The 26,062-nt window shown below is 55.9% G+C and carries 22 protein-coding genes; 7 read left to right on the top strand and 15 right to left on the bottom strand.

Annotated elements, in window-relative coordinates; genetic code table 11:
• Positions 1–37: 37 nt before the first annotated feature.
• The 7 genes from SPHFLASMR4Y_RS01550 to SPHFLASMR4Y_RS01520 are packed head-to-tail and all read right to left on the bottom strand — an operon-like array spanning position 38 to position 6,424.
• Positions 38–979, bottom strand: a complete 942-nt coding sequence (locus SPHFLASMR4Y_RS01550) for an aspartyl/asparaginyl beta-hydroxylase domain-containing protein (protein ID WP_089132000.1) — start codon at positions 977–979, stop codon at positions 38–40.
• A gap of 17 nt (positions 980–996) precedes the next feature.
• Positions 997–1,563, bottom strand: a complete 567-nt coding sequence (locus tag SPHFLASMR4Y_RS01545; RefSeq protein WP_089131999.1) for an aspartyl/asparaginyl beta-hydroxylase domain-containing protein — start codon at positions 1,561–1,563, stop codon at positions 997–999.
• A 25-nt stretch (positions 1,564–1,588) separates the two neighbouring features.
• Positions 1,589–2,410, bottom strand: coding sequence for a sulfotransferase (locus SPHFLASMR4Y_RS01540; protein ID WP_186266016.1), 822 nt, complete (start codon positions 2,408–2,410; stop codon positions 1,589–1,591).
• Positions 2,400–3,284, bottom strand: a complete 885-nt coding sequence (locus SPHFLASMR4Y_RS01535; protein WP_186266015.1) for a 2OG-Fe(II) oxygenase — start codon at positions 3,282–3,284, stop codon at positions 2,400–2,402. Before SPHFLASMR4Y_RS01535 ends, SPHFLASMR4Y_RS01540 begins: the two co-directional genes overlap by 11 nt.
• Positions 3,274–4,200: a hypothetical protein gene (locus SPHFLASMR4Y_RS01530; protein WP_089131996.1), complete on the bottom strand. Its 927-nt coding sequence runs from the start codon at positions 4,198–4,200 to the stop codon at positions 3,274–3,276. The genes SPHFLASMR4Y_RS01535 and SPHFLASMR4Y_RS01530 overlap by 11 nt, the downstream gene beginning before the upstream one ends.
• Positions 4,201–4,234: 34 nt before the next feature.
• The gene (locus SPHFLASMR4Y_RS01525) at positions 4,235–6,112 is read right to left on the bottom strand and encodes an asparagine synthase-related protein (RefSeq protein WP_089131995.1); all 1,878 of its coding nucleotides are present in this window, start codon (positions 6,110–6,112) and stop codon (positions 4,235–4,237) included.
• Positions 6,113–6,151: 39 nt separating this feature from the next.
• Positions 6,152–6,424 (bottom strand): lasso peptide biosynthesis PqqD family chaperone, encoded by a 273-nt coding sequence (locus SPHFLASMR4Y_RS01520; RefSeq protein ID WP_186266014.1) that lies wholly within the window; start codon positions 6,422–6,424, stop codon positions 6,152–6,154.
• A gap of 491 nt (positions 6,425–6,915) precedes the next feature.
• On the opposite strand from SPHFLASMR4Y_RS01520, the gene SPHFLASMR4Y_RS01510 reads away from it, so the two are divergent.
• Positions 6,916–7,266 (top strand): EthD domain-containing protein, encoded by a 351-nt coding sequence (locus tag SPHFLASMR4Y_RS01510; protein ID WP_089131992.1) that lies wholly within the window; start codon positions 6,916–6,918, stop codon positions 7,264–7,266.
• Between the two features lie 75 nt (positions 7,267–7,341).
• Here SPHFLASMR4Y_RS01510 and SPHFLASMR4Y_RS01505 read toward each other — a convergent pair whose 3' ends face one another.
• Genes SPHFLASMR4Y_RS01505 through SPHFLASMR4Y_RS01495 form a run of 3 tightly spaced genes read right to left on the bottom strand, consistent with a single transcriptional unit; the run spans position 7,342 to position 9,996 of the window.
• Positions 7,342–7,980, bottom strand: a complete 639-nt coding sequence (locus tag SPHFLASMR4Y_RS01505) for a hypothetical protein (protein ID WP_145955430.1) — start codon at positions 7,978–7,980, stop codon at positions 7,342–7,344.
• Positions 7,973–9,310, bottom strand: coding sequence for a sensor histidine kinase (locus SPHFLASMR4Y_RS01500; RefSeq protein ID WP_089131990.1), 1,338 nt, complete (start codon positions 9,308–9,310; stop codon positions 7,973–7,975). The genes SPHFLASMR4Y_RS01505 and SPHFLASMR4Y_RS01500 overlap by 8 nt, the downstream gene beginning before the upstream one ends.
• A gap of 2 nt (positions 9,311–9,312) precedes the next feature.
• Positions 9,313–9,996 (bottom strand): response regulator transcription factor, encoded by a 684-nt coding sequence (locus SPHFLASMR4Y_RS01495; RefSeq protein ID WP_089131989.1) that lies wholly within the window; start codon positions 9,994–9,996, stop codon positions 9,313–9,315.
• 213 nt (positions 9,997–10,209) lie between these two features.
• On the opposite strand from SPHFLASMR4Y_RS01495, the gene SPHFLASMR4Y_RS01490 reads away from it, so the two are divergent.
• Entirely contained in the window at positions 10,210–13,107 is a 2,898-nt protein-coding gene (locus tag SPHFLASMR4Y_RS01490) for a CHAT domain-containing tetratricopeptide repeat protein (RefSeq protein ID WP_089131988.1), read from the top strand.
• Between the two features lie 75 nt (positions 13,108–13,182).
• Here the strand turns inward: SPHFLASMR4Y_RS01490 and SPHFLASMR4Y_RS01485 are convergent, their stop codons facing one another.
• The 4 genes from SPHFLASMR4Y_RS01485 to SPHFLASMR4Y_RS01470 form a co-directional block, all read right to left on the bottom strand.
• Complete coding sequence (locus SPHFLASMR4Y_RS01485) at positions 13,183–14,082, bottom strand: SH3 domain-containing protein (protein ID WP_089131987.1); 900 nt, start codon at positions 14,080–14,082, stop codon at positions 13,183–13,185.
• Positions 14,083–14,267: 185 nt separating this feature from the next.
• Complete coding sequence (locus tag SPHFLASMR4Y_RS01480; RefSeq protein ID WP_089131986.1) at positions 14,268–17,975, bottom strand: hypothetical protein; 3,708 nt, start codon at positions 17,973–17,975, stop codon at positions 14,268–14,270.
• A gap of 29 nt (positions 17,976–18,004) precedes the next feature.
• A complete protein-coding gene (locus SPHFLASMR4Y_RS01475) occupies positions 18,005–19,336 on the bottom strand; it encodes a surface lipoprotein assembly modifier (RefSeq protein WP_089131985.1) in 1,332 nt (443 codons plus the stop codon).
• Between the two features lie 213 nt (positions 19,337–19,549).
• Positions 19,550–20,728, bottom strand: coding sequence for a L,D-transpeptidase family protein (locus SPHFLASMR4Y_RS01470; RefSeq protein WP_089131984.1), 1,179 nt, complete (start codon positions 20,726–20,728; stop codon positions 19,550–19,552).
• A gap of 87 nt (positions 20,729–20,815) precedes the next feature.
• On the opposite strand from SPHFLASMR4Y_RS01470, the gene SPHFLASMR4Y_RS01465 reads away from it, so the two are divergent.
• Positions 20,816–21,457: a murein L,D-transpeptidase catalytic domain family protein gene (locus SPHFLASMR4Y_RS01465; protein WP_260807032.1), complete on the top strand. Its 642-nt coding sequence runs from the start codon at positions 20,816–20,818 to the stop codon at positions 21,455–21,457.
• A 174-nt stretch (positions 21,458–21,631) separates the two neighbouring features.
• On the opposite strand, the gene SPHFLASMR4Y_RS01460 is transcribed toward SPHFLASMR4Y_RS01465, so the two are convergent.
• Entirely contained in the window at positions 21,632–22,228 is a 597-nt protein-coding gene (locus SPHFLASMR4Y_RS01460) for a CC0125/CC1285 family lipoprotein (RefSeq protein WP_222102944.1), read from the bottom strand.
• A 182-nt stretch (positions 22,229–22,410) separates the two neighbouring features.
• On the opposite strand from SPHFLASMR4Y_RS01460, the gene SPHFLASMR4Y_RS01455 reads away from it, so the two are divergent.
• The 4 genes from SPHFLASMR4Y_RS01455 (at position 22,411) to SPHFLASMR4Y_RS01440 (ending at position 26,039) form a co-directional block, all read left to right on the top strand.
• Entirely contained in the window at positions 22,411–22,854 is a 444-nt protein-coding gene (locus SPHFLASMR4Y_RS01455; RefSeq protein ID WP_089131982.1) for a host attachment protein, read from the top strand.
• Between the two features lie 90 nt (positions 22,855–22,944).
• Complete coding sequence (locus SPHFLASMR4Y_RS01450) at positions 22,945–24,243, top strand: acetyl-CoA hydrolase/transferase family protein (RefSeq protein ID WP_089131981.1); 1,299 nt, start codon at positions 22,945–22,947, stop codon at positions 24,241–24,243.
• Positions 24,244–24,378: 135 nt separating this feature from the next.
• Entirely contained in the window at positions 24,379–25,158 is a 780-nt protein-coding gene (gene lptB / locus SPHFLASMR4Y_RS01445) for an LPS export ABC transporter ATP-binding protein (protein ID WP_260807133.1), read from the top strand.
• 68 nt (positions 25,159–25,226) lie between these two features.
• A complete protein-coding gene (locus SPHFLASMR4Y_RS01440) occupies positions 25,227–26,039 on the top strand; it encodes a universal stress protein (protein ID WP_186266013.1) in 813 nt (270 codons plus the stop codon).
• Positions 26,040–26,062 lie beyond the last annotated feature (23 nt).

Genomic DNA, 26,062 nt, shown 5'->3' with positions numbered 1-26,062 from the left:
TTGCACGGCGTCCATTCGGCGACGGGGCCCTTTCTATCTAATTGAAATTGAGTTTCATGTCATTCAGTCTCTGAAAAACTGGCGTACCATTGCTCTTGTCAAGCATCGTGGCGATTGTATTAAACGCGCGATCTTCTTTCTCGCCCAGCAATGATCTATCGATTTTTTTCACCAACTCTTCGATGATTTGTCTGTAGGCCGATTCACCCGCTCCATTATGCTGATATTCGACGAAAGCATGCTCCCATTTTCTTGCAAGCGCCTCCAGCAAACGCACGGACTCAAGCTGGTTTTGTTCTTCCAGTTGAGTCACCATGATAACAATGAGCCGTGATAGCTCCTCTGGTTCGAGAACTTCAAAAACATAGGGCTCCAGGGACATCGACTTGGCAACCTGACCACCGAACGGGATCTCCGTTTCCTGACCATCCCGCTTTGACAGAGACGCGAAGAAATCCGGCGAGGCTTTGGTATCTATCACCAAATGAATTCGGGTATATTGGGAGTGATTTTGAACCCAGTGCCAGTTTTTATGATCAAAACACCATAGTTCTCCCTGACCCAGATGGCGCTCTTGCTCCGCGCATCCGAATATCACGTCGGGATGTGTGAAGATGGGGATATGTATCCGCAGTCGACGATACCAATGATAGCCCGCATCATAGTGCCTGGACACTTCAGCGCCCGAATGCAGCATCATCAGCCGGGTACGGGATAGGGGCACCTCGAGATAAGCCAGGATTTGCCTGATATAGGGACATGATAGCAAGGCAGGAGTCGGCAGCATTTGGCCGGCAATGGATAAATCATGGTTGAACTGCCCGTTCACGGCAATCAGCGGCAGAGTCAGGTTTCCGGGGAATCCTGAAGGATGTATCAGCCAATCCAATTCCAACAGCGCAGCCACTTCAGACTGCAACCGGCTAACGTCCACCCGGAGTGGCAGTTTGACAAAAGGCTGGGTAAATACAGGAAGCATGCCGTCAACCGCCTATGTTAATTTGGAGCTTGCGAGAAATAGTCGAATATCAGGTGAACACGATCATGACCGGTTGGATTGGTCGCGCCATGCTCGATACGATTATTCACTTCATAAGCCCTGCCAACCGCCAAATGGGAGCTGTCCTTCCCGGCAAAATTCATCACAACACCCCGAGCTGTTTGTAGTGGAATGTGCACCTTGTGTGGGATTTCTGCAGATTGCGAGCTATCGATGTGCAGGGGGATCGATCCACAGGAGCGTAATTTCGCCAACATTATACGAGCGACACTGCCCTGTTCATAACCATATGGACATACGGCTTGATCGATCAGCGGCTGAATAAGAGGTTGCCAATCGTGCCAGATTGGAAATGTCATCGATAGCCGGTGGTCACTCAGGTCTACCGGATATTTGAAGACGACATGCTGCACGCATCCATTGAAAACACCGAAACGGTTCGGCTTCAGTGCATCCCATTTTTCCCACAGGCCGGCCTGCTTCGACAGTTCGTTCACCAAAAGCTCGATGGCATCATGGTCAATTTTAGCGAGCTCTCTTGTTTGACCCGGAAAATAGGTCATGTCACTATTCCCAATCGATCGTCCATTAGCTCACCCTCTGATATTCGAAATATTCCAAAACTTCCGGGTGCATATCAAAAACACGGTTTATGATCGCCAAGTCGGTCCCGCCAAGCTTGTTTATCTGCTGCTCATTCATGTTGCGGAGCGGTTCGCAGTAACTTCCCTTGACCGGTATTTCGGAATCGAAGTTCAAATCTGCCAAATCCGGAACCAACCGGTTCAGCCTATTTTTGACCTGCTCCGGTTCGGCGCATAAAAACTCATAGGTGAAGAACTCGCCTTCCGGATTGTCCTCGATATTTTTTATCTGCAGCTCAAAACATTTCATAATATGTTCTGAAGCCAGATTGAGGATCTGCTCTCTCGGATAATGTCCCCGCTTCCTTCTCGAGATTCCCTCCACCACCGCATAGGGGTTACGCACCATGAAGATAAATCGGCTGTTGCGGAAACACTGCTTGAGTTGCTCCACCCAGACGATAGCTGGAGGAGACTTGGTAAAAAATACTGACGCTGCGGGATCTCGCGCCGTGGCTGCAAAATACCAGGCTTTCCGCGTCTCCGGCCAGTTAAACGCCGTTTCATCTGTAAAATATTTCAACCATTTCTCAGTAGCCCACAACAGTTCCGCACCGATCGCATTTGTGGATACGCCCTGAAAGCCCACCATATGCTGCCCCTCTTTCCGGAGGTTCCATGTGTGCATGGAGTTCGCCATGACACCCTTCAAATAAGTTGAGCCGCTATTGTTCGGGCAGATCAGAAACAGGTGCGTTTTTACAAGCTCCTGCAAATCGTAAAGAGCCCCAAAAAACGGTCGCTCGTCAGAAGGGTTATTGCTCATCCGAGTTCTGCTCCCAGACATGACCGTTTACAGCGTAGCGATAGTGAGCCGTGCTTCCTGTCTCAGCATTGACCGTTGAGACGGCATGATAAGAAGCGCTTGGGAAGACTACCAGGCTGTTTTGCCTGGCTTGCAGCCGCGTGAAACTTTCCGAAAATGCTCGGTGTTCGGACTGACCGACATCGGTATCGAAGATCAGCAAATCTCCGCCGGTGAAACTTTTCGGCTCGATAAAAAAGAAATAGGTCAAACTCAGAAGGCGCTGAATTTTGGAGCTCTTGTCCGTATGAATGCCAAAAAAATGTCCGTCTCCATAGCTTCGGAGAGACAAATCAATCCGATCGAATTTTTCACCTGCAATATTCAAGGCACAGGCCAAATCCGGTAAATGGCCGACAATTTCCTGACGCATTTTTTTCTTCAGCCAATCGGGCATCGCCAAATCAAAGGAGCGCCTGAGCGTATCATCATGCTTGCCCTTGCCGACTTTCGAGGGTTGGCAACTTTCCCATGCCTCGGCACTCACATAGTCGCAAAGCATGGAAAGCTCATCATCGGCGAGATAGTTGTTTCTGATCACAAATGGCACTGGATAACATCCGTCTTGACCGACAAAATCTTGCGGATTTCCTCCAGTGACAGCCAAAAGATCTCTAACAAGCCGGCCCTGCCCCGTTACTTGGCATAGCGTCGAGTACAGCTCAGCGGCTTTTTCAAGCTCGCCCAGTTTACGGTAAGTTTCGGCCAGTTGCCAGATTGCATTGGTATCAGATGGATTATCAGAAACGCGCTTATCAAGCTGCCGGGCAGCCAGTGAGAGCAATCCGGGATTGGCCACGACAGTTTCGAACTTGAGCAAATCCTTATCTGCCATTTCCAATAATGCCTCCCAACACATCTAAAAACTCGGGCTCCGGTTGATGGAAATGCACATTCGTCAAGGATCTGGAATATTGATATACGGGGACCGAACTTGCCATATTGTGGCAGTGCAGAAACTGCGTTTTTTGCAGTCCGGTCTTGAAAAATTTCGCCTTGCGGTAATTGTGCTCGAAAAAACTCTCAAATGCTTGCCGTTGCGTAAGCTTTTTTACCGAAGTCCGCGCAGCCCTGCCGAGAACAAATCCCGCTACAATCGGCACGTCATCGAGTTGAAAGTCCGACCTTAGATCGACATATACTTTGTTCTCCAAGGCACTATTCCTATGAATCTTGCTCCGCTCGATATCCATTTGCGCGACAAGTTTCTTGCTCACTTTTATAAATGGCGAACATGGCACGGCAGATATGCCTTGCTCGTCAACTCTGGCGACGCATTTGTCATCACCCAACAGACGATAACCACGCTGCGCCAATTGCATCGTCAACGTGGATTTGCCATCCCCACTGTTGCCCATGACCACAGCGGCCCCATGCTTGCCGACAATCGTCGCACCGTGCAGCACCAACTGCCCCCGCTGTTGCAGCAACAATCCTATTCCAGCCCCAAGAATACGCAAACGGATAAGCTCTTGATACAGCGCCGGATTATCGCAGTGAATTGTCAAATTTTCACCGCGGACAACAGCTAGATCGAAACCATCTCCCCGTAATATCACCTGGTCGTCCTGGACGATGAAATTCTGATCGGCACTGTCATGCGAGGAGATATTTGCCAGGCCGGGGCCATAGCGAATGTGCACGTCCATTTGGCTTGGAGCGAGATCTGGCTCCAGTTCGGGCAGGCAAATGTCCGAGCGAATGTTCAATCCGAATGCCCGATAAGAATGAGTGTTCCGAAGCTTGACCATTTGCTGTTTCTTTACATGATTATACAGATGATTTTCAGAAATGATTTTTAAACCAGGATAGGTACAAGGCTAGCTCCAGGTTCCTGTATAATTTCGGCCTATCTCTTTCATTAACCTCACTTTTTGCCAGAAGTCTTTTTATTCTGGGAATATCCAATAATTTTGAGATATCACTGATATGGGTGCAATTATTCAGATCCTCCAGCAATTGATCTTTTTCCTGCCACAGGCCGAGAAACAAATTCGGCGTCGAGCCCTGATGCTTGTTGTGAGCCAGACGAATTTGTTCAGGTACCAGCCCCTGAATTGACCGGCGCATCAGACTTCTCTTTCCGCCCATAGAAAATTGTTCCGGAGGCAATGACATGCAATAGTCGATCAGGCGAATATCTGTGAGTGGGGTCCGATATTCGATGCCATAAGGCAGAAAGATGTTGCTCAGGGTCTCCAAGGTCACCGAAGTGCGGTCATACTGAATGAACCGTTTCATCACATCGGTAATTTTCCATGGAAACGGATGCACGTCGAATGATGCACGCTTTGCGACATTTTCACGGTAACCAGGCCGATTGGCGAGTTCGGGCAGGATCATCCTGCGTGCAACCTTTTTGTCATACCAATCCCTGTCGCGGCTATCGGGCAAAGTCGCTTGGACTATGTTCAATAGCGTCCTGAATATCGTTTTCGCGCCACTTCTTAAACGGCCGTTGCTGGTAGACTTCAGCAGATTCAGCATTGCTATCCAGCGCCCTTCCAACAGCAACTGCTCGAATACCCACATCCCGTGATATGAGGCCACTTGGTCACCTCCATAACCACAGAGATGCACGCCGACATTCCGTTCCGCCAACTCCGGCAAGAGATTATCGAAATAGGCATGGCTGGTATGAGGATAGCCCCCATATAACTCCTGGCTGTTGTGCAGGCATTCGCGAAATCCGATATTTTCGCGAGTGACGTAGAAATGGTCAAAATCATGTTCCGCCAATATGGAATCGACATATGTCTTTTCATCAACGCCATCTTCATTGTCTGGCAGAACAAAGGTGGCAGAGATGAGACGACGGTCATTATGTCGCAATTTTTTATGGGCCATGCAGGCGACCGTACTGGAATCCAGCCCACCGCTGAGAAACGAACTCACTGGCAAATCAGTGTTGATACACGCCTCAACCGCTTGCTCCAGTTTCTCGTTAAATCCTTCGACATATTCGCGATCATCAGCATAGCGGATACTTCTGGTCGGTTCCGGCTCCCAGTATCGCCTGAGTTCCATTCCTGCCTGGTTGACCTGCAGGCAAAATCCCGCAGCTAGCCGCTTAATGCTGGAGAACAGAGTGCTGGTTTCTTCGTTGCAGGTCCGTCCCATCAAGATATTGAACACGCCTTGAGGGTCGATATCGCTGCTTGTCCTGCTGTGATTGAGTATCCCCGCGGGAGAGGTGCAAAACATGAAACAGCGATCGTAGCCGTCGTTTGCTTCGCAGTAAAACAGAGGCTTTTGTCCCATTTGATCCCGGGCGCAAAACAGGGTCTTGAGACGCCTGTCCCAGATGGCAAACGCAAAGCCTCCGACGAGATGGCTTACACATTGGTCTTGCCACTTTCTATAAGCGGCCAAAACCATTTCACTGTCGGTGGAGGAACTACTCAATCCCCTCAGCTTTTTGATGAGATCGGCCCGGTTATCTAATCTAAGGTCGCCGACCAACACCAATTCATCGTCAAGCAAAGGCTGCACTTCGCCTTTTGAAGACGGAGAAATGCTCTGGTGCCAATAGCGCAGACTGGCGAACCTGTCCTGCCAATGTTCATGGTAGGCGTGTTCGAATTTCGCGAAGCAATCGGAGAATTTATTGCTCCGGACATCGGGATTGCTGGAAAAATCGACGCTTCCGGCAATGATGCTCACAAGATTTCGATCCCGAGAAAGCCGTTTACCACCATATTATCAGCTTACCGAGATGAGATTGGTCTCGTGCAGCTTTTGCAGAAACCCCAACACTTCCACTTCACATTGTTCCTGTGAGGTTTCAAATTCCGTCATCAGAATATCACATATTTTGCCGATTTCGATTGGCTCGGATATCATTTGCCAAATGCGGGAGCCGACTTCGTTAAAGCCATGATATTTCCCATTTTCAATATCAAGCATCACCGTTTTCGCGTCGATTTCACAGGAGACAATATTACTGCTGTGCTGCACGCTCGACTTCATGTCCATAGGATGTCCTCGTCTCAAAATTACCATTCGAGCTGCCTGTATAACGGAAAACCCCTACCCACAAACTGCAAACTTAGCTTGTTTGACTCCAGCCAAAACACCCTGAGGTATTCCACGCAATCGGATCGAGCAGATCCTCGAGCCTGTTCACGGCATCCCGGTCATTTTGCTTCTTCTCGCGGTCCTTTCGTCTGGCCTCCCTATAATCCTAGCTGACTCTCTTGATCTCGCTGCTAAAGTCCGACGGATCAGAAAAAAGTGGAAGCGGGGATGTGGAGAATGTCTGAAAACTGGCACGGAAGATGGGGCTCGATCCTGCTCGCTGACGAGGGCCAGAATCCCTGCATCTGGGGTGACCGGGAAATGGGACTGGTTCGGGATCAAGGGCCGGCCCATTCCGGGTGCGATTCCCGATCCGCGGCCGGGGCCGGGGCCGCGACAATGGGCGGCGCTTATCCAATGATGCATCCATCCCCGACGGGCTATCGCGCATGACCGTCACGCTTGTCACATTGCTCAAGCGGCGGCCCGGCATGAGCCAGAAGGAATTTCGCGACTATTACGAGCGCTATCACCGACTGATCGGGGAGGATGTCCTCGCCCCTTATGCGGTCCGCTACGTCCGCCGCTATCTTACGCCGCTCGATGGCGAAGATCGCGACTGCGATTTTGATGTCGTGATGGAGATTGATTTCCCCGACGAGGCGACGATGGCTCGATTCTTTGAATCGACCAGCGATCCGCAAATATCTCAGCGCATTGCCAAGGACGAAGCCATGTTGTTTGACACCAACCGGATACGGTCCTTCCGGCTCGACCGCGAAGCGATGTCCGCACTCTGACGATCGCTGGCCTGCTTGCAGATCATGTCGCTATCGGAGTGGGACGCAATCGCTGGCCACGCCATACAAAGCGACCTAGTTCGAAACCAGATAATAAGGCACTGGTCTGCTCTCGCTGGTCCGGATATTGATCTGATATCGCTCGGTGAACAGCGGCAGCCATTCGCAATTTGCCGGTCGCGACGACGTATGCCGGCTGCAAATTTTCTTTCCCTCGCCATCACTGACCTCGATCGACACCGGTTTTTCGGAGACCGGGACCAGAGCTACCGAGGCTTTTTTCCCGGCCAGAAAAATCTGGGCAATACTGACTCGCGATGTGGCCGAGACCAGTCCCTTTTTGTAAGACGGGCCGAGCGCCCGTCCGCGATAGACCGGCGGTGAAACCGAGGGATCGATCAGGCTGGCCTTTTCATTCCAGCCCCTCGACAGACTGACTGCCTGATCCCCGTCAGGTCTGGCACCCAGACTCTCCAGCGTCCGGGCAGCAGCACGCATCGCTGCGGCATCAGAACTTTCTTCTGCTGCCTGCCCCGCCATAATAGCATCTGCCGTCCGCATCACTGCACTGGCGCCGACCGGAGATGCTGCGATAGCAACCTCACCCCGAGATGGTTGCACAGCCGCCCCATTGGATGCCATGCCGTTGCAGGCGGACAGAAGCCACGCTGCGCCTGCCAGAGTCCCCATCGACCAGTTAACCAAATCAACCACTCCCTTCCGGTCTTATTTCGAACAATGCGCCGGGTTCCGCATCCCGGCAGATAATGACCAGCCCGTTTCGTTCGGCCAGCGCCTGCGACAGTGCAAGACCTAAGCCGTGTCCCTTCGCGCCACTGGCATCCACGCGAACGAAACGCTCGAATATCTTTTCCCGCATTTGCTCGGGCACACCGGGACCATTGTCCCGCACCGTGATCAGTGGTCCCGGCCGAAGCACAAGTTCCACCTCGCCACCTTTCGGCGTATATTTCAGCGCATTGTCGAGCAGATTGGACAAAATGCGCTGGATATGGGCAGAATTGGCCATCATTCTGACCCCGGGCGCGATGTCGGTAGCGAAATCGATCCCCAGATCTTCGGCGCTTTCGGCAAATAATTCGGTGATTTCGGCAGCGATTCTGGAAATGTCGCACTCTGACAATCCACTACGATCGCCTTTCTGAGCGCGGCTGGAAGCTATGTCGAGCAGCGAGTCCAGCATATTGATGATATCCCGAATATCCTGCCGCGCCCGGCCGAGCGTTTCGCTGTGCAGCGGGTCTGTGCTCTGGCCGATAGCCGTGACCAGCCGATTATCCAGATGCATCAGCGGCGTCCGCAGTTCGTGGGCCGTATGGTCTGAAATATCCTGATGCGCGGAGATCAACGATGCCACACGCCCGATCATGACATTGCCATGTTGGGACAGCTGGTCCAGTTCGTCCCCCCGCCCGTCGACCGGGATTGAGGCCGCCAGATTGCCGGTGCCAATCTCACGGAAAGCATCATTCATGGCGTCCAGCCGTGTCTTCAGCCGGCGGGTCGCATAATAGCCGATTGTGCTGAAAATCAGGACCAGCAATATCCCGGCCCCGAGAAAGGCAATCCTGATCCGCCCGAGCAGGGCCGAACGGGCCAATGTGTCACGCCCGACAAGCAGTTTCAGATCCGGGTTCAGCTGGGTAGCGCGCCCGTAGACTTGCGTTCCGTCATCCAGCCGGAAAAATCCGGCTTCGGAATTTTCCGACGACAGTTCCGGCCAAGACCCGACATTGCCGATAATCCTGCGGCCGCTCGGAGAGGCAAGCAGATAATAGCGCTTGTCGTCGGGCGACTGCAACTCCAGGCGGTCGGAGATTCGCTGGCGCAATTCGACCGCGCCGCCAGCGATATAAATATCTGCAAGACCGGCAATATCCGTATCCACGCTGCGCGCCATCTGCTCCCGGAATTCCGATCGTACAATCCATTCCGTCATCGCGAACAGGGCCGCCGAAGACAATATCGACACGATGATGACGACCAGACTCAAACGACCGAACAGAGATGGGAAAATCGGCATTATCAGACGGCGTGAAGCCGGTATCCCGCGCCCCAGATTGTCTCCAGCACCGGTTTGTCGAAGCCTTCTTCCAGCTTGCGTCGAAGCCGTCCGACATTGACATCTATGACGTTGGTCTGCGGATCAAATTTGAGGTTCCAGACATTCAACAACAGCATTTCGCGGGTCACGATTTCCCCGGCATTTTGCATGAAATACCGGAACAGGTCGAATTCCTTGGGGCTAAGCGCCAGATGCCTGCCCTGTCGGTGCGCGGTGCGCGCCTTGATATGACATTCCATATCACCAAAAATTATTACCGCGCTGTGGGATTGCCCGCTGGCCCGCCGGTGCAAAGCGCGAACCCGCGCGATCAGTTCTTCCTGTTCAAAAGGCTTGGCGAGATAATCATCGACCCCGGCATCAAGCCCCTCGATCCGGTTTTCCGTTCGGCCCAGAGCGGACAGCATGAGAACCGGAACATCCACGCCCGCCTCGCGCAATTTGCCGATAATCTCGATCCCGCTCATATCGGGCAGCATCCGGTCCAGTATCACCAGGTCGAATTTCTTGCCCGATGCGAGGCGGAGGCCTTCGGTCCCGTCGGCCGCCCATACGGTTTCGGCGCCGGTCTTGGCCATCGCGGTCGAGACCATCTCTGCCGTCTGCGCGTCATCCTCGATATGCAGAATATTAAGACCCGGCATGGATTTGGCTCATTTTCATATATGGTTGAATCATAGCTAGGCCCATAGCATCATCAACTCAAGATGGAGCAGTGACAAATGCTGTTAGAAAAGCGCCATCAACAGTTTGCAAACATGTAATTTCTTTCATAGAATTGACTGGGCGCACACCGGTTTCGACTTTGCCAGCAATGGCCAGGCGATAATCAGCATTGTTGGAAGAGATTGCACGAAATGGCATTCAGATATTGGAAAGTGGCTTTACTGCTGTCCGCCGGTTCATTGTCCGGTATCGCGCAAGCAAACGATGACGTGACCCTCAATGACAGAATGACCGCACTGGTCGATCGCGATGTTTCACGGCAACCCAATGTTGCGATCAAGGAAATCAAGGCGATGCTGGAGGCGTCGGAATCCGGCGATGAGGTCGGCACGCTTGCCCGAGCGGCAGCGTTTGGCGCACTCGGCGGTGCCTATTTCTATCTTCAGGACTTTGAGCAAAGCCTCGCCAATTTTCGAACAGCGGAAGCTCTGCTCGACGCGGACAATCTGCACACCCACAAACAGATGATTTCGATACTGAACAATATCAGTGTCGTTCTGAGCATGACCGGAAAAGCCGAAGAAGCACTTTCGATTCAGCAGAAAGTTCTGGATATCCGGCGGGAAACCGAGGGGATGGAAAGCTCCGGCTACGCGGCAGCCCTGTTCAATATCGGTAGCACCAAATACCGGCTGGGCGACTATCAATCTGCGGTGACTGAAATCCGACAAGCGGTCGATATCGCGCGGGTGATCGAGAATCCCACCGATGCCGACAATACGCTGGCCGTGACCTACTGGATGTCGCTTGCCGCAGTGGTCAACGCCACCGGCGACACCGAACTGTCGCTCAAGGAAAACCGCCTGGCCACCCAATATGCCGAGGATCGGCTTGGTGAGCGCCATTCCGTTTATGCCGGGGCATTGAATAATCTGGGCTCTGCCCTGAGCAGCGCAGGTCGCTGCGGAGAGGCAATCCCGCTGCTGCGTCGGGCGCTGGACCTGCGCACTGAAATTCTGGGACGCGACAAGCGCGATACGGCTATAACGCTGACCAATCTGGCCGACTGTCTGGCGAAAACAGAGCCCAGTCTGGATCAGGTGGCCATGTTCGACGAGGCAGCGCGCATTTTCGAGAGCAGTCCCGGCAACAGTCAGAGCCGATATACCGGCAATAGCCTTGCCAAGGCCGGGCTGCTCAGCACCCGGCTGGGGCAGCTGGAGCAAGGCCAGACCTATCTGGAAAAAGCGCTGGCGGCGACCCTTTCCGCGCTTTCGGACAATCATCCAGCGGTCGCCGAATTGCGTCTGGAACTGGTCAACAACCATCTGCTCAACGAAAATTACGATGCAGCGCAGTCGATCATGACCGAGATCGCAACACAAGAGGATGTGATTGCCAAATTCCCGGTCGCAGAAAAATTCAAATTTGCCGTGATGCGTACCGAGTTGGCCAACGCGTTCGGGCATCCGGACAACAAGTCATCGGAAGCGATTGCCGCATATCGGGCTGTCCGCCGCAAAATACTGGATCGCGCGGTATCAATTGAGGAATATTTTGCGGATGACACCGGCCTTACCGACCAGTTTGCAAGATTTGCCGGTATCATGGCGCGCGAAAAGAATATGGCGGAGAGTTTCGACGCCATGCAACTCGCCCAGTTCGCCGATCTGAGCAGCATCTCAGGCAGTTTGACGGCCCGGTCCGTGGCCGAGAAAGCCGGATTGGGGGACGAGGTCCGACAGCTTCAGGATCTGGTGCAGAACGGCAAGAAAATTGATGCCAGCTTCACCAAGGCGACGACCGAAGGTGACAAGCCGAAACAAGCTGCCCTTCTTCGCGAACGGGAGGAGAATAGTGCAGCCATTGCCGAATTATCCGCGAGGATCGAAACCGCGCTCCCCGAATATTGGTCTCTGGCCAAACCCGAGCCGGTCGCCCTTGGCGCATTGCAGTCCGCGCTAAAATCCGCGCCTCTCCTGATGGTCACACCCGCACTGGATGGCGTCTATGTCGCAGCCGTCACAAAGAATGACTATGTGTGGCAGAAAACGACGGTCAGGCCGGGGCAACTCAATCAATGGGTCCGGGATATCCGGAACAGCGTTTCGCAGATGGACGGACCGCCCTCGCCTTTCGCGGTCGAAAGCGCACATGCCCTTTATCGCTATTATGTTCCTTCCGGGGTGGAAAAGCTTTTGCGGGACGAGCATGAAATCCACCTGATCAGCTCCGGCATTCTGGCGGCGCTTCCCGCTTCGCTATTGATCACGGAACCGGTAACCGAGCGGACCGCCGATGCGGATATCGCCTGGCTGATCAAGCGTTTCGCTGTCAGCAATCCCATGAGCGTGGCTGACCTTGTGCAGCCCCCGGCCGCACGGGACCGGGAAATCCGTTTTGCAGGATTTGGCGCGCCCGCCCTTTCCGGTGCCAAGGGCGAGCCGGTGGTCGTCGCCAGTCTGTTGCGAAGCGGAAATGTCGATATCAGCGAAGTGCGCGACCTTCCCAGCTTGCCGTCCGCCACGCTCGAACTGACAAAGATCGGGGATGCGCTAGGCCGAAATCATTCCAGGGTCATCACCGGCAATGCGGCGACCGAAGCGCTGATCAAGACCATGGATCTCCGGCCCTATTCTGTTCTGGCCTTTGCGACGCACGGACTGGTCAACGGAGAATTGCGGGGATTGGGAGAGCCCGCTCTGGTATTCACCCCTCCGCAGACCGACGACGGGACCGATGATGGTCTGCTGACAGCTTCGGAAATCGGCCAGTTACGGCTCGACGCCGACTGGGTGATCCTGTCAGCCTGCAATTCGGCGGCGGGTTCCGGCGTCGGAACGCCGACCTATTCCGGCCTGGCCAAATCATTCGCCTATGCCGGTGCCAGATCGCTGCTTCTCTCGCATTGGCGCGTCCGCGACGATGCCGCGGCCAGACTGACGGTAGACACGGTGAGCAATGCCGCCGGCGGAAAGAGCCGCGCCGAGGCCTTGCGACAGGCACAACTCGATCTGATGAATGATCCGACTGTTCCCGGAGCATCGCATCCGGCCGTGTGGGCCCCGTTCATCCTGATCGGAGACTAGAAACAGAACGAAAGGGCGCCCTCCGGGGTGGAGGACGCCCTTCCCAATCAGCGATATTCCCGCGCTCGGGTCGCATTAGCGCAGGTCTTCGACTGAAACCCATCCTTTCGTGCCGTAATTGTCGGTGACTTCGACAAACAGACCGGTCTTGTTGCCGGTCGGCAGCAGTTCGGTATCCGCACGCAGGGACCGGACTTCCGGAGCGTTGGCTGAAGCACTGGCCAGCATCTTTGTCTCTACGGCTACCGTGTAGCTGGCGCTGGAGGCTGCAGGCGCAGCGGCGGTCGCGGCTTGCTGCACGGTTGCGAGAGCTCCGGCCTGCGAAGCCAGGCCGTTGAAAGCCTCAATGAAGGCGCTGGTGACCATCTTGCCATCTTTCGAACTGCCATATTGACCGAACTGCCCCTGACTGGCTGCGACCCAGTCGCTCCTGCCCAGAATCTTGATGGTTGATTTCTTGCTTTGTCCGCTGCCGGCGATCAGCGTTTGTCCATTGGCCGGATTCATTAACCGGAGACCCGCTGTAATCGTCTTCTTTTTGCCACCGAGGCCACCGAACATGCCAACCAGCGCGCCGCCCATCGGAACCTTGCTGAGAACCGTGGTGGCCGCACCGGACCGGACCAGTCCCTCGGTCAGTGCCGTCTTGGCAACATTCATCGTCTGGTCAACTTCTTCCTGCGATCCCGCGATCGCGGAAAGCAGATAATCGGTCGGCTGACCGTCAGCTCCCGTGTGAAGAGTGAAGCACCCCGATTCCTGAACGATCGCACCGAGCATGCCACGCGGACTGGACAGGCCGAATTTGTTCCAGCCCTGGGTGTCGCCATCGGTAATCGCGATCGTGCCATAGGAAGCATCGCATTTGACCACTTCGACGTTTTTGTCTTTCGCAGCGACCGGCGCTGTCAAAGCAACAATCGACGCAATAGCGGTCACTGCCTTGATCGCTGAAACTGGTTTGAATTTTGTCATGATTTCCATTCCCCTTGCTCTGTGTGCAAAGCGAAACTGGCCGGAAGCCAGCTCTTTTGCCAGTTACAGATATTGTTAGAGACATGACAGACGCTGTTAGATTCAGCGAGCAACAGCAGAAACCGGGTCTGGCCTGGCCTCCACCGGAACGCGGAAGAGCCAGCCGGACCCGGTGATCCTGACATCTAGTGGAACGAAAAGTTCGGGCCGAGCCGTTCCCTGATAGCGGCGATGCCGTCCGCAGGATTGAGACCGGTTTCCAGCCGCCTGCCGTTGCGCGGCGCAATGCCGATACTCTTGGCATCACCGATCCCCGGGATGATCTTGCCATTGACGCCGGTCCATGCGGACCAGTCGCTGCCAACAACCTGGCTTGCGGTTGCAGCCGCTGCGGACTTGCCGAATGCGGCGGCCCCTTCGACTAACTGTCCGGAACTGCCGAACGTATAATTGACTCCGACATGGCTCGCTCCATCGCCGGCGAGAAATCCGTCAATGGTTGCGCGACATCCGCTGGCACAGACGGGACCATCACCGGAAACGGGGACGTTGAAGCTGGCAAACGTGTGATTGGCAAAGCCCGTGCTGGTATCGGTAAAGATCACCAGACCGTCGGTAGCGGCACCCGCTACGCCCCCCTCTGTGGCTATCCCATAGGTCGAACCGCCGATACCCACTTCAAACTCCAGTCCGACCTTTGGCGTGCCGCCAAAAGCGATGGCCAACTGCCCGGCAAAGGTCCCGGGCGTTTGTGATCCGTCCCGTAATGTCGGTGCCGTGGAGCCCACCAGATCATAAGCGATGGTCCCGGTGGTCGGGAGATTTGTGGCGGCGCTGCCATAAACAAAATGCACACCGCCATTTTCAGGATAGTCGAAGTTTCTGGCGCCATTTGCGTCTGACAGCGTCGCTGTGCCATTCGTCCAGCGGGTCCAGTTGATAACACCGTCCGCAGCGCTGCCAAAATCAACATTCTCGGCTGTGTCACGAACGCCGGACACACCGCCCAGGCCTCGATATTCGCCCAGCCGGCCATCGGTAAACCCTATCGTCTGGATCCGATTGCCGCGCCCGTTGATGACTTGCTCGTTGCGAGTGATCTCTTCCGGTACATCTTCCAGATCGGCGCGTTCGAAGCCGGCCACGCCATGAATGGCACCAAAATCGACGGTCCCGATTTCATAGCTGAAGCCGATATAGCGGCCGTCCTTGCCGCTCAGGAAGCCGCTCGCCGAACCCGTACATCCTTCACAGCGACCAAGCTCGGAAATGACTGTTCCGTCACCGGCAAAATTAAAGACACCATTACCGGCATTGGCGACTGTGATCGACAGATCGTCGAGACCACCGGCAGAGAGAAAGTTGAACCGGTCATTGCCCATGCCGATGATCGTGTCCCAACCCATTTTCAGGGTCGCGAAATCAATCGCAATCTCGCCCTCGAACGTTCCCGGGTCACCCAGTCCATCCACCCGGGTTGGGCGTGTCCCGCCACCTACGGCATATTCCGCGCGACCGGTCGGCAAAGTGCCGGTTGTGCGTTCTCCGTAAATATAATGGATGGATTCACTGCCGGACAGCACCCGCTTGCCCCCCTTGATATTATCATATTCGCCATCTGCCCAGCGGGTCCAGCCCAGCACATCGCCGAGTCCGCCATTGTCGATATTTTTAGCCGTACCGATGCTCCGGAAGGAATCTCCTACGCCACCCTGAACTCTGACTTCTGACAGCGCCGACCTGTTACCGGTGCTTCCATCGTCATAACCGGTTATCCGGAAAGCCCGTCCCTCGTCAGCGACGATTTCGCCCCTGGTCAGGAAATTTTCCGATACGCCGATCGCCGAGGCGAAATCGCCTTCGCCCGGTTGCTCGAAAGTCTCGTCGATTTTAGCCCCACGGAAAGTCTTGGTGATCGGATTGGGCGTCCCGCCCGTATTTTCTCCTTTGGCGAAGGCGGCGCTGCCATCGATCCACTTGAAGACATTCTGCGCATCATCGCGAATTGTGTAGGCAAAGCCCGCATGGCTGGCGCCGTCGCCGGCGAGGAACCCGTTATAGACAAAGCGGCAGTCCCCGACGCTGCAGGCGATACCCAGGCCGTCCTCCAGATCGATGGTCCCGTTGAACCGGCCATCGCTGAGCACAGCGATACTCGGTGCCAGCACGCCGCCTGCCGATGACACCTGATAGACGGAGTCGGATATGGAGATGGTCGCTTCGAGCCCTGCCAATATCTGCGCAGTGCCGAAGTTGACCGACAATTTTCCGTCAAACCCGCCAGCTGCGATGCTGTCGTCGCGCAGTGTCGGACTGGTATAGCCGATCAGATCATAGGTCAGCAGACCGCCCGATGGCGGATTGATCATCGGCACGCCATAGACAAAATGGTCGCCGCTGTCGGGACCGCGCTGTGCGCCCAGAACCTTTGTCCCGCCGGCGAGGCGTGACCAGCCGATGATACCCTGATCCCCGCCTTTCTCGACTTCATCGCGATCGGCAAACCTGATTTCAAAACCACTGCGGAGCCGGTAGCCGACAAATTCATCGGCTTCAAAAATCAGGGTGACCTGACTGTCCTGGCCGGTTTCCGTGATTTTGGCAAAAGCGAGATTGATATCGCTGCGGCTGTCATCCGGCCGGAGCCCGTCTGAATCAGCCAACACCGGAGGCGGTGTGGGCGTCGGCGACGGCGTCGGCGTGCCACCACCCGTGTTACCGCCAAATTGCGGCGGAACCGAGTATCCGGCCAGTCTGAACAGACGTGCCAGTTCGTCCGGATCGAGACCCGCCGGGAAGGCGTTGGCGAACAGAATATCGATCAACGCCTGCACCGTCGGGTCGCCCGGCGGGATCGTACCGCCGGCAGCAACCAGCGCCAGCAGGTCTGCCAGCGAGCCGAAGCTCGGACCACTGCCGGTGATACCGGTGATCGTGTAGCCGGCAGCCCCCAGCGCCCGCAGAAATTCTTCCAGCTGGAACTGGGAAATGGCCGATGGCACGCCATAGGTTTGCAGATTGAGCAAAAAGGCCTCGATCTGGGCGGGTGTCAGCCCGCTATAGGAGCCAAGACTGCCGTTTCCGCTAGCGGTCAGAATATCGAGAATGATCTGCACGGCCAGCGCTGGGTCGATCGCTCCAGTCTGGGCTTGGACAAGCGCCTGAAACTGGCTTGGCGTTGTCGCGGACTGCAATGTTCCGGGTGTAAAATTCTGGGTTTGCGAGACGCCGGCGAATCCGAGTGATGTCGGGTTGGTCTGGCTGGCGTATGCAAGATATTGGCCTGCTGTTGTCTGGGCCTGCTGGATCTGCTGCAGAGCCGTTCGTCCGCCGCTGCGATTGGGTTGGACGCCGGCGGTCACCACAGCGGAAGGCCCCGATCCGGCGCTGGCGCGAAACGCATTGCCGGCACTGAAATTGCGGCTGCGGCCGTTGCTGCTGATTTGCATCGAGCCGGACAGCACAAAGCCGGAAAAGCTTCCGTCAGCGGCTATTTTTCCGCTGCCACTGCTGCCGGACCGTAACGAAAGCTGGCTGCCATTCCCCGCCAGGATCGGCATGGGAGTCGCCCCCTTGGCGGCGGAGGCGGTAAAACCGCCGCTGGCTATTTTCAGTTGACCATTGGCATCAATCGAATAGCTGGCAGGGCCGACGATGCTTATCATGGTCCCGTCATCAAGCTTCAGTTGCACTGTGCCTGATGGAATTTGTTGCTCGCCTCCTCCGTTGTGCGCCGATGGATTACCGGCACTGGCGGAAGCAAAAACCATTTCCGCACTCCACACCGGGGAACAGGGGATGAGCAAGGCCGCGAGGGTCGTCACCAGGGCGCTGGCACCAGCCAGTTTAGCGTCGGTAAGCAAGCTGGTATTTCTCTGATTGTCATGGGTCATGATATGTCTCCCGAAAAATTCTGTTAAAATTAGAAGCTCAGGCGCAGGCCTATCGAGGCGGTCCAGCGATCATAGTCGTAGAGGCCGATATTGCTGTCGTTGCGGGTATAGGTGGCACGAGGTCGGACGCTCAGAGCATCGGTGAATTTGTACCGGACTCCCAGCGAAGCGTCATATTGCGTATCCCTGCGACCTTTGAGAAACAGCGGGTCACTGGCATCATAGTTGCGATGTTCTACGCTGGCACCGGCGATAAGCGCCGTTTTCGGGCCCAGATCGAATTCGCCGCCAATCTGGGCATTGAAAAAGCCATAGCTGAGCTGGTCCGCTCCGGTGCGCCGGGTTTCTTCCTTGCCGCCGCCGACGCCTCCGTAAATCTTGTCATCGGCATAAGTGATACTGCCGGAGAAACGCTCTGCATCCTGCAGTGGATTGCCATCATAATTCAGCCGGAAATATTGCCCGCTGACCGACAAGGCGCGGTTGTCCGATAGTCGCTTGGTATAGCGTATATCTCCGCCAATGCTGGTGCGATAACCGCTATGACCGAGCCAGAATCGCTGCCCCTGACCGGAAAGGGAAACCACGTCCCCGTTGGCCAGACTATGAGCGATGCCCACCGTACCGACCGCCGATGCCTGGTCGACGAAGCGCGTATCGACATTATCGCGCCAGTTGCCCAGAATTGAGGCGAACAATCGTGTCTGCCGGCTGAGAGGGGTAGAACCGGACAACCCGCCCTGAATCTGGTAGAATCCGGCATCCTGCTCGCGGGCGGCGCCGTTAAGCGTGGCAGGTCCGAGAAAGGCAAAAAGCGGTAATGTGATCGAAATCGCATCGGTCGCAGTGTTGATATTGCTATCATATCCGCCTTCCACATCGAGAAAGCCGGTAATTTCCGATGGGCCACCGGCAATTTGCTGATCCAGTGTCCGGACCAGCCCGTCAATCCGGTTGCGCACCGGATCCGGAATAGAAGGATCGCCGCGAACCGTCGCGAATTCCGCCCGCGCCGTGTCTATATCGCCGGCCGCAGCATAGGCGCGTGCGAGTTCCGCTTGCGCGCGCGCGTTGTCCGGTTGGATCGCCAGTATCCGCTGAAATGCGATGATCGCTTCGCCATTCAGGCCGCTTTCCAGTGCGGCCAGCCCCAGAGCAAGATCATAGTCCGGTTCGCCGGCTCGATCATCTTCGCGAGCCTTGAGAGCGGCATAGGCGGCGTCAGTCTTCCCTGCGCTCAATTGCTCCATGGCAGTTGTGACAAGTTGATCGCTTTGCGCAGCGGCAGGCGCAGAAGCCAGTGCCAACAAGCAGGTGTTCAACGCAATTGTCGAGATCGCGACAGTTTTGGAAAAGCGCATTCAGGCCCCCTGTGAATTCATTGAATATGAAAATCGGATAGGGCAGCCCGACGCCGCAGGCTTGTTACAAGAGCAGATAGAAAGATGACAAAGATGGTTATTATAAGGAAAGACGGACTATGGCCGCTGTTCCCGCGTCCGAAGGCGGACGGATAGATTTGGGGGACGATTTTGCCCTAACGGGTCCTGTCTGCGACTGCCCGGCAGGTCTGGCTACGCAGCACAATCCAGACGTGGTTCGTTTTGCGCCAGTTTCAAATTGTCCCGCTTATAAATGTCTGGGAAATAGCGTATCGAGCCATCTTCCCCAGCCTCGGCGGTGAAATAGGCAATGTAGACCGGAATCGCTCTGGGTAGCGACAATCTGGTCGTTTTCCGGCTGTCCAATATTGCATCGATCTGCTCCGGCGTTACCGCGCTCTCGAGCAAAGTCTTGTCCAGATCAATCGCGCCACCCACCCGGATGCAACCGTGGCTGAATGTGCGCACGGGCTCGGCGAACAGGGTCTTGTTCGGCGTGTCGTGCAGGTAGACGCTGTAGGGATTGGGCATGACCAGTTTCATCTGCCCGAGCGCATTACCCGGCCCCGGTCGCTGGCGGTAGCGCCCATTCTGTACAACATAGCCTTTCCGCCTTGCTGCAGCCGGATTGTTGCGGACCAGCGAACCGATACCCTCCGCGACAATCGATGTCGGAATTTCCCACCAGGGATTGAGGATCACGCCGCTAACCGTGGCTTCGAAAACGGGTGTCGGGGATTTGGTCTTGCCCACGATGACCGGCCAGCTTTTCACGACCTGGTCATCGTCCCAAAGCGTGAGTTCGAAACTGGCAGCATTTACCAGCAGATATCTTCTGCCCATGACCAGTCGCATCCAGCGCCAGCGTTCCATGTTCAGCGCCAGTGTAGCGCGCTTGGCTGCATCGCTTTCAGTCGCGTAGGCCGCACGCAGCGCCCCATAGTGCGGATTGCGCGGACGAAGAGCGTCGAAATAACCATCAAGATCGTCGTGGACCAGCGCCTTCATCAGCAACTGCCGGGTGTCGATATGGCGGTCATCGCTGCTGATATGCCATTGCGCCCGGGCCGATGCGGGGGCACATCCCTCGAGATAGGCCTGCATCAATTCATCCGCGGCAGCAGAAGCCAGCCGCGACCGCCGATAAGGATCGCTGGCGGAATTTGGCTGGCTGAAATCGCTGATGGGACAATTTCCCAGTCCTTCGGACACTCGCGCATCGACCAGCTTCTGCAACTCGACAATTTGCGATTCCGTCCAGATCAGATGATCCCGGACATCCTCTGCTGCATGGTTTTTCACGTCTCCGGTCTGCGCCGCGGCGGCCACCGAAAACAGCAACCCGCCCCATATTGCGATGAATATTCTCATCTGCCCTCTCTCCCGGTTGGCGACCGGCACAGCAATAAGTATTGATACTTAATCCAGGGTACAGGAAAAACATGCTATGGATGAACGATGAACCGAAGAAAATTTATCGCTGCGGGCCTTATCGGCATGACCGGCGCGGCTTGCGGGCTGGGCAGCCGGTCGCAAGCTGCCAGCAAGATCGTCAAGACAATGCCGGCCCGCCCAATGGACATTCCCCGATCGGGGGCTCTCGCGCTGATTGACCGCGCCAAGGCCGCAATGGCAACACATGAATCATCTTTGCTGCATACGGACCGGATCGGCATCGCCGACTATTCCCTGCATTCCGCAAAGGCGCGTTTCCATATTGTCGACATGGCGAGCGGGAATATCCAGTCCTTCCTCGTTGCCCACGGCAAGGGGTCGGATCCGAGGCACACCGGATGGCTGCAGGAATTTTCCAATATTCCCGGATCCGAAGCCTCTTCGGGTGGCAGCTATATGACCAGCGAATCCTATGTCGGGAAGCATGGAACATCCCGCCGCCTGAAAGGACTCGACCCAAGCAACAATATGGCCGAACCGCGCGCGATCGTGATCCACGGTGCCTGGTATGCCGAACCAGAAATGGTCGAAACCCATGGCAAACTGGGCCGCAGTCAGGGTTGCTTCGCTTTTTCCGAAAGCGATCTCCCTGTCATAATGGAACGATTGGGGCCGGGGCGATTGCTCTATGCCGACAAGCTGTAGGCGGTAGCTTGGGGCATCGCGCGACATAGTCAGGCACGGACGGTTGCGCATCACTAAACTTCCGCATAGTTTCAGCGGAGCATCTCTGACCCGAAGCTTTCCAGCATCGGCTTCGACCCGACCGCATATTCCAGCTATAATATCTGTCCGAACCGCCAGACGCTCTGACCTACATTACCTGTCTTCAGGCCATTTGATCGTGGGGCCGAGGTCTGCCAGAACCTCGCGGGCATCAAACGCGCGGGACGCGTCCGCCGGTTTCGAACCACGACGCATCACGATCTCTGCTTCGGCCTCGAACTGCTCGACCGTCCGCACAGTTGAATCAATGGACCAGAACGGATCGCGGCCGTAGGGATGCCAGGTCGACCAGACGCCACTGCGATAATAGCGCCAGTGCGGACGCCAGTTGAGATATATGGACCCGTAATAGGGTTCATAACGCGGGAAATGTTCAACATAGCTCCGCCGCTCGGTTTCTGTCGTATGGTCGGTGATCCGGAACCAGTCGTAGCCGCTCTGCACCGTGAGTTCTGCAGCCCGGTACAGGAGATAGCCCTCGACAGTATCGCGCGACGTCAGACTATTACCTGCAAACCGCACCCGGTAATGCGTAGCATCAATGCGTTCTTCCAAAAAGCCGCCAGAGACACGTTGCCCGGCGATTTGGGGCTGATAGGGCGTCGCTGTCGCACAGCCGAGCAGCAACAGGGTCATCAGCATCGCCATCGCATTGGCTGCGACTTTCACCATATTCGCTCGCTCCGTCATGATCAGTTCTCCTGCTGATGCCGCTGCAGCGGCGGACAAGCGGCCATTGTGGACGAATCTGACTATCTGTCTTTACGTAAACACGCGTATGACCTGCCCGGTCGGTCCGTAACAATACCTATCGTCGTCCGACCTCTCCCTTCCTAGAAAACCCCCAGCCAAGATGCCGAGGGGAGAATGAAATGCTGGTTCGAAAAGATAGCAGGGTTATCGCCGTTGATGGCTCCCGCATGACGATGTTCAAAACCAAGGGCGAGGCCTTCGCGCCGGAGCTGGAACTGATCGAGGAACACAAGAATCCCTCGCTACGCACTTCGGATCTGGGCACCGACAAACCGGGACGAAGCTTTCAGAGCAAGTCTCCGCGACGCGGCTCCCACGAGCAAACGGACTTGCAACAGCAGGAGGAAGACCGGTTTGTTTCGGAAATGGCAAAGCGGATCGAGCAAATCATGTCGGGTTCGAAAGACAGCATCATTTTGGTCGCTGCGCCGCGCGCCCTGGGCGTGATCCGGAAACATCTGGGCCCGGAAACGATCGCCCGGTTGCAAGCAGAGATACCCAAGGATTTTGGACCGGATGCAGCGGAACCGCTGGCCAATATGCTCGCCAAGCATGAAATCTGACAGAAGCGCCATCGCTACTAAGCGGCCGTCGAGACAAATGGGGAGCACTGATTTCCCTGATATCGCTTGTCTCCGCCCGGGACGTCAGACATGACCCATATCGAAAAATATCGCTCCCGACTGATGACTGCCGGTCAGGCTGTGGAAGGATTGAACTCCGGGGCGCATATCGCGATGGGCATGGCCACTGCAGAACCGCCTGCCTTGCTGGGCGCGCTGGCAGAAACGGTGACCAAAGCCGATATCGATGATGTCAAACTCTGGTATTTCCATTCGATGGACCATGCCGGAGAAACGGTGCTCCAACCCGATCTGCTCGGCCGGATACGGCCGCGCTGCATGTTTCTGAGTGCAATCGAGCGTCAACTGCTGGGCGCCCAGGAGCCCGGAACGAAAAGTCCGATCGAATTTGTACCGGTTGCCTTCAGCGATTCTCCGCGGTTATTCGAAAAAGAAGTTCCTCTCGATATGTTCGTGACGACGGTGTCGCCGATGGACAGGCATGGCTGGTTCACGTTCGGTACCAGCAACGACTATTCCACCGCCGCCGCGCGCAGCGCCAAAAAGCTGGTTGTAGAGGTCAATCCGAATATGCCGCGAGTGTTCGGCGCCTCCCTTCTGCACATATCCGAAGTCGATGCGATTGTGGAACATTGCGCGCCGCTGGCCGAAGTCCATGCACCCGAAATGTCACCGGAGGAAGCGACGGTAGCAGCCACCATCGCCGACATGATCGACGACAGGGCCTGCCTGCAAATGGGCATTGGCGCGCTTCCCGGCGCCGTCTGCGCCTTGCTGCAGGACCGCCGGGATCTGGGCATCCATACCGAGTTGATGACCCCTGCTCTCGCCGGACTCATCCAGTGCGGCGCCGTCACCAACCAGGCCAAGACCACCTATCGTGGCCGCAGCGTCTTCACCTTCGCGATGGGCGACCGGCCTTTCTATGATTTTCTCGACGACAATCCCGCCATGCACAGTGCCCCGGTCAATATCGTCAATGATCCCCGCCATATCGCAAAAAACAGAAATGTTGTTTCGGTCAATGCGACGTTGCAGATCGACCTTGGCGGCGCGTGCAATTCGGAACATCTGATGGGCCGGCAATATAGCGGTTCGGGTGGCCAGCTGGACTTTGTCCGTGGTGCAACAGCGTCAAAAGGTGGCAAGTCGATCATCGCCTGCCAGTCCACGGCCGGCAACGGCACGATTTCGCGCATTGTTCCCCGACTGGACGGGCCGGTCACGACGCCGCGCAACGACACCAATATCGTCGTGACCGAATATGGGTTCGCAGACCTGAAGGGAAAATCGCTGAACCAGCGCGCCGAAGCGCTGATCGGGCTTGCTCATCCGAAATTCCGCAACGACCTCGCCAATAGTCTGTAACCGCTGATCATCGGCCGCGCTGTACCTGTCTGCACCACGCCACAGGAAGGTAGGTAAACTCCCTGATATGGTTGCGACCTGTCGTCGCATAGCATGGAGGCTTTCCAACCGGGGCGTTGCGGAACATTGAAACATATATCTCCATCCGTGCTGTCCCGTTTGGACGAATCAGATCTGCACGACGGTCGCGGACTGTCGGTCGTCTCGATCAATAAGAAATTCGGCAGAAAAGCGGTACTGACCGACGTATCCATCGAAGTCGGGCCGTCCGAGGTCGTGGGCTTGCTTGGTCGGGACGGCGCCGGCAAGACCGTAACCTTCTACTCGATCCTCGGATTGCTCCGGATCGATTCCGGGCACATCTTCCTGGATGGCGAAGCCATAACCGACCTGTCACTCGACCGGCGCGCGCTTCGCGGTCTGGGATATTTACCGCAGGAAGCGTCGATTTTCCGCGGGCTGACGGTGGAGCAGAATATCCTGACGGTATTGGAACTGTTCGAAAAGGATGCAGCGACGCGGGCGCAAAAGCTGGATGATCTGCTGGATGAATTTCATATTGCCTATGTCCGCCACGTTCCGGCGCGAGCGTTGTCCGGTGGCGAAAGACGCCGTTGCGAAATCGCCCGGGCGATGGCGGCCAGTCCCGGCATCATGCTGTTCGACGAACCCTTTGCCGGCATTGACCCGATGTCGGTTAGGGACATCAAGGCCATGATTGCCAATCTGGAAAGTCATGATGTCGGCATATTGATCACCGACCAGAATGTGCGCGAGATGGTTGACATGCTGGACCGCGTCTATGTTCTGCACGAAGGACGGATCGTCTTTGAAGGCACACCGGGCGCGATGCTGGAGAACGGGCTGGTGCGCCGATTATATCTCGGCGAGGAATTTCATGCTGCCGCTAGGTAACACTACGGATGGCTTGCCTTCGGCGTTTCTTGCAATTGCAGCAGGTAGGCCAACTGGGGAGAGACAAGATGAAATCCGTGCTTCTTTACATCAACGATGATTCCGGGCTCGACGCCCGCTATCAGGCGGCACTGGATATCACGCGCGCGCTGGAGGGGCATCTCCATTGCCTGCGCCCCGATCCCTACAGGCCACAAATGGCTTTTGATGGGGTTACCGGCATGTCCGTGATGTACGATATCAGCAAATATACAAGCAAAGCCGATTTGCTGCTGAAGACCGAAATGGAAAAGCGGCTCACCGGTGAAGACGTGCCATGGGACTATCAGGAAACCAATGCGGAACCGGCTCGCGGCCTGGCCCGAAATTCAGCACTGACCGACGTGATAGTGCTCAGTTCGTGCAGCGGGATAAAGGATAACACCCTCCCCCTCGGCCTGTTGGGCGATGTGATCTTCAACACCAATGTCCCGGTCATTGTCCAACCGGACAGCGTCAGGAAATTCGATGCAGCCGGTCCCGCGATCGTCGCATGGAATGGCAGTTTCGAAGCCGGCAACGCATTGCGTGCGGCAGTACCGCTGCTCGAGCTCGCCAGCGATGTGCATATCGTCGTGGTCGAGGAAGAAAAGCGTCATGACCTGCCCCCCTTGGACGCTTCGGAATATCTTTCAAGACATGGCATCAAGTCACAGATTCACGAGCTTGCTGCCGACAAATCCTCGGTAGAGGCAATATTGCTGTCGACCGTTGATACGCTGAATGCCAGCTACATGGTAATGGGTGCCTATGGCCACAGCCGGGCGCGTGAATTTCTGTTCGGCGGCGTTTCACGAAAGCTGTTTTGGGATTGTCCGGTGCCGCTGGTCGTCGCGCACTAGTCTTGGAAGCATATATTCCGAGG

The organism is Sphingorhabdus sp. SMR4y, from assembly GCF_002218195.1.
In the GTDB taxonomy this organism is placed as follows: domain Bacteria; phylum Pseudomonadota; class Alphaproteobacteria; order Sphingomonadales; family Sphingomonadaceae; genus Parasphingorhabdus.
Note: the sequence above shows the minus strand (reverse complement) of the source record. Positions and strands in the feature narration are given on the sequence as shown.

Excerpts from the sequence above, each read along its gene's own strand:
- SPHFLASMR4Y_RS01480 (WP_089131986.1), bottom strand. The coding sequence starts at position 17,975 with ATGACCCATGACAATCAGAGAAATACCAGCTTGCTTACCGACGCTAAA.
- SPHFLASMR4Y_RS01490 (WP_089131988.1), top strand. The coding sequence starts at position 10,210 with ATGGCATTCAGATATTGGAAAGTGGCTTTACTGCTGTCCGCCGGTTCA.
- SPHFLASMR4Y_RS01535 (WP_186266015.1), bottom strand. The coding sequence starts at position 3,284 with ATGGCAGATAAGGATTTGCTCAAGTTCGAAACTGTCGTGGCCAATCCC.
- SPHFLASMR4Y_RS01440 (WP_186266013.1), top strand. The coding sequence starts at position 25,227 with ATGAAATCCGTGCTTCTTTACATCAACGATGATTCCGGGCTCGACGCC.
- SPHFLASMR4Y_RS01460 (WP_222102944.1), bottom strand. The coding sequence starts at position 22,228 with ATGACGGAGCGAGCGAATATGGTGAAAGTCGCAGCCAATGCGATGGCG.
- SPHFLASMR4Y_RS01470 (WP_089131984.1), bottom strand. The coding sequence starts at position 20,728 with ATGAGAATATTCATCGCAATATGGGGCGGGTTGCTGTTTTCGGTGGCC.
- SPHFLASMR4Y_RS01520 (WP_186266014.1), bottom strand. The coding sequence starts at position 6,424 with ATGGACATGAAGTCGAGCGTGCAGCACAGCAGTAATATTGTCTCCTGT.
- SPHFLASMR4Y_RS01485 (WP_089131987.1), bottom strand. The coding sequence starts at position 14,082 with ATGACAAAATTCAAACCAGTTTCAGCGATCAAGGCAGTGACCGCTATT.
- SPHFLASMR4Y_RS01540 (WP_186266016.1), bottom strand. The coding sequence starts at position 2,410 with ATGAGCAATAACCCTTCTGACGAGCGACCGTTTTTTGGGGCTCTTTAC.
- SPHFLASMR4Y_RS01500 (WP_089131990.1), bottom strand. The coding sequence starts at position 9,310 with ATGCCGATTTTCCCATCTCTGTTCGGTCGTTTGAGTCTGGTCGTCATC.
- SPHFLASMR4Y_RS01510 (WP_089131992.1), top strand. The coding sequence starts at position 6,916 with ATGACCGTCACGCTTGTCACATTGCTCAAGCGGCGGCCCGGCATGAGC.
- SPHFLASMR4Y_RS01475 (WP_089131985.1), bottom strand. The coding sequence starts at position 19,336 with ATGCGCTTTTCCAAAACTGTCGCGATCTCGACAATTGCGTTGAACACC.
- SPHFLASMR4Y_RS01465 (WP_260807032.1), top strand. The coding sequence starts at position 20,816 with ATGAACCGAAGAAAATTTATCGCTGCGGGCCTTATCGGCATGACCGGC.
- SPHFLASMR4Y_RS01550 (WP_089132000.1), bottom strand. The coding sequence starts at position 979 with ATGCTTCCTGTATTTACCCAGCCTTTTGTCAAACTGCCACTCCGGGTG.
- SPHFLASMR4Y_RS01530 (WP_089131996.1), bottom strand. The coding sequence starts at position 4,200 with ATGGTCAAGCTTCGGAACACTCATTCTTATCGGGCATTCGGATTGAAC.
- SPHFLASMR4Y_RS01495 (WP_089131989.1), bottom strand. The coding sequence starts at position 9,996 with ATGCCGGGTCTTAATATTCTGCATATCGAGGATGACGCGCAGACGGCA.
- SPHFLASMR4Y_RS01545 (WP_089131999.1), bottom strand. The coding sequence starts at position 1,563 with ATGACCTATTTTCCGGGTCAAACAAGAGAGCTCGCTAAAATTGACCAT.
- SPHFLASMR4Y_RS01455 (WP_089131982.1), top strand. The coding sequence starts at position 22,411 with ATGCTGGTTCGAAAAGATAGCAGGGTTATCGCCGTTGATGGCTCCCGC.
- SPHFLASMR4Y_RS01450 (WP_089131981.1), top strand. The coding sequence starts at position 22,945 with ATGACCCATATCGAAAAATATCGCTCCCGACTGATGACTGCCGGTCAG.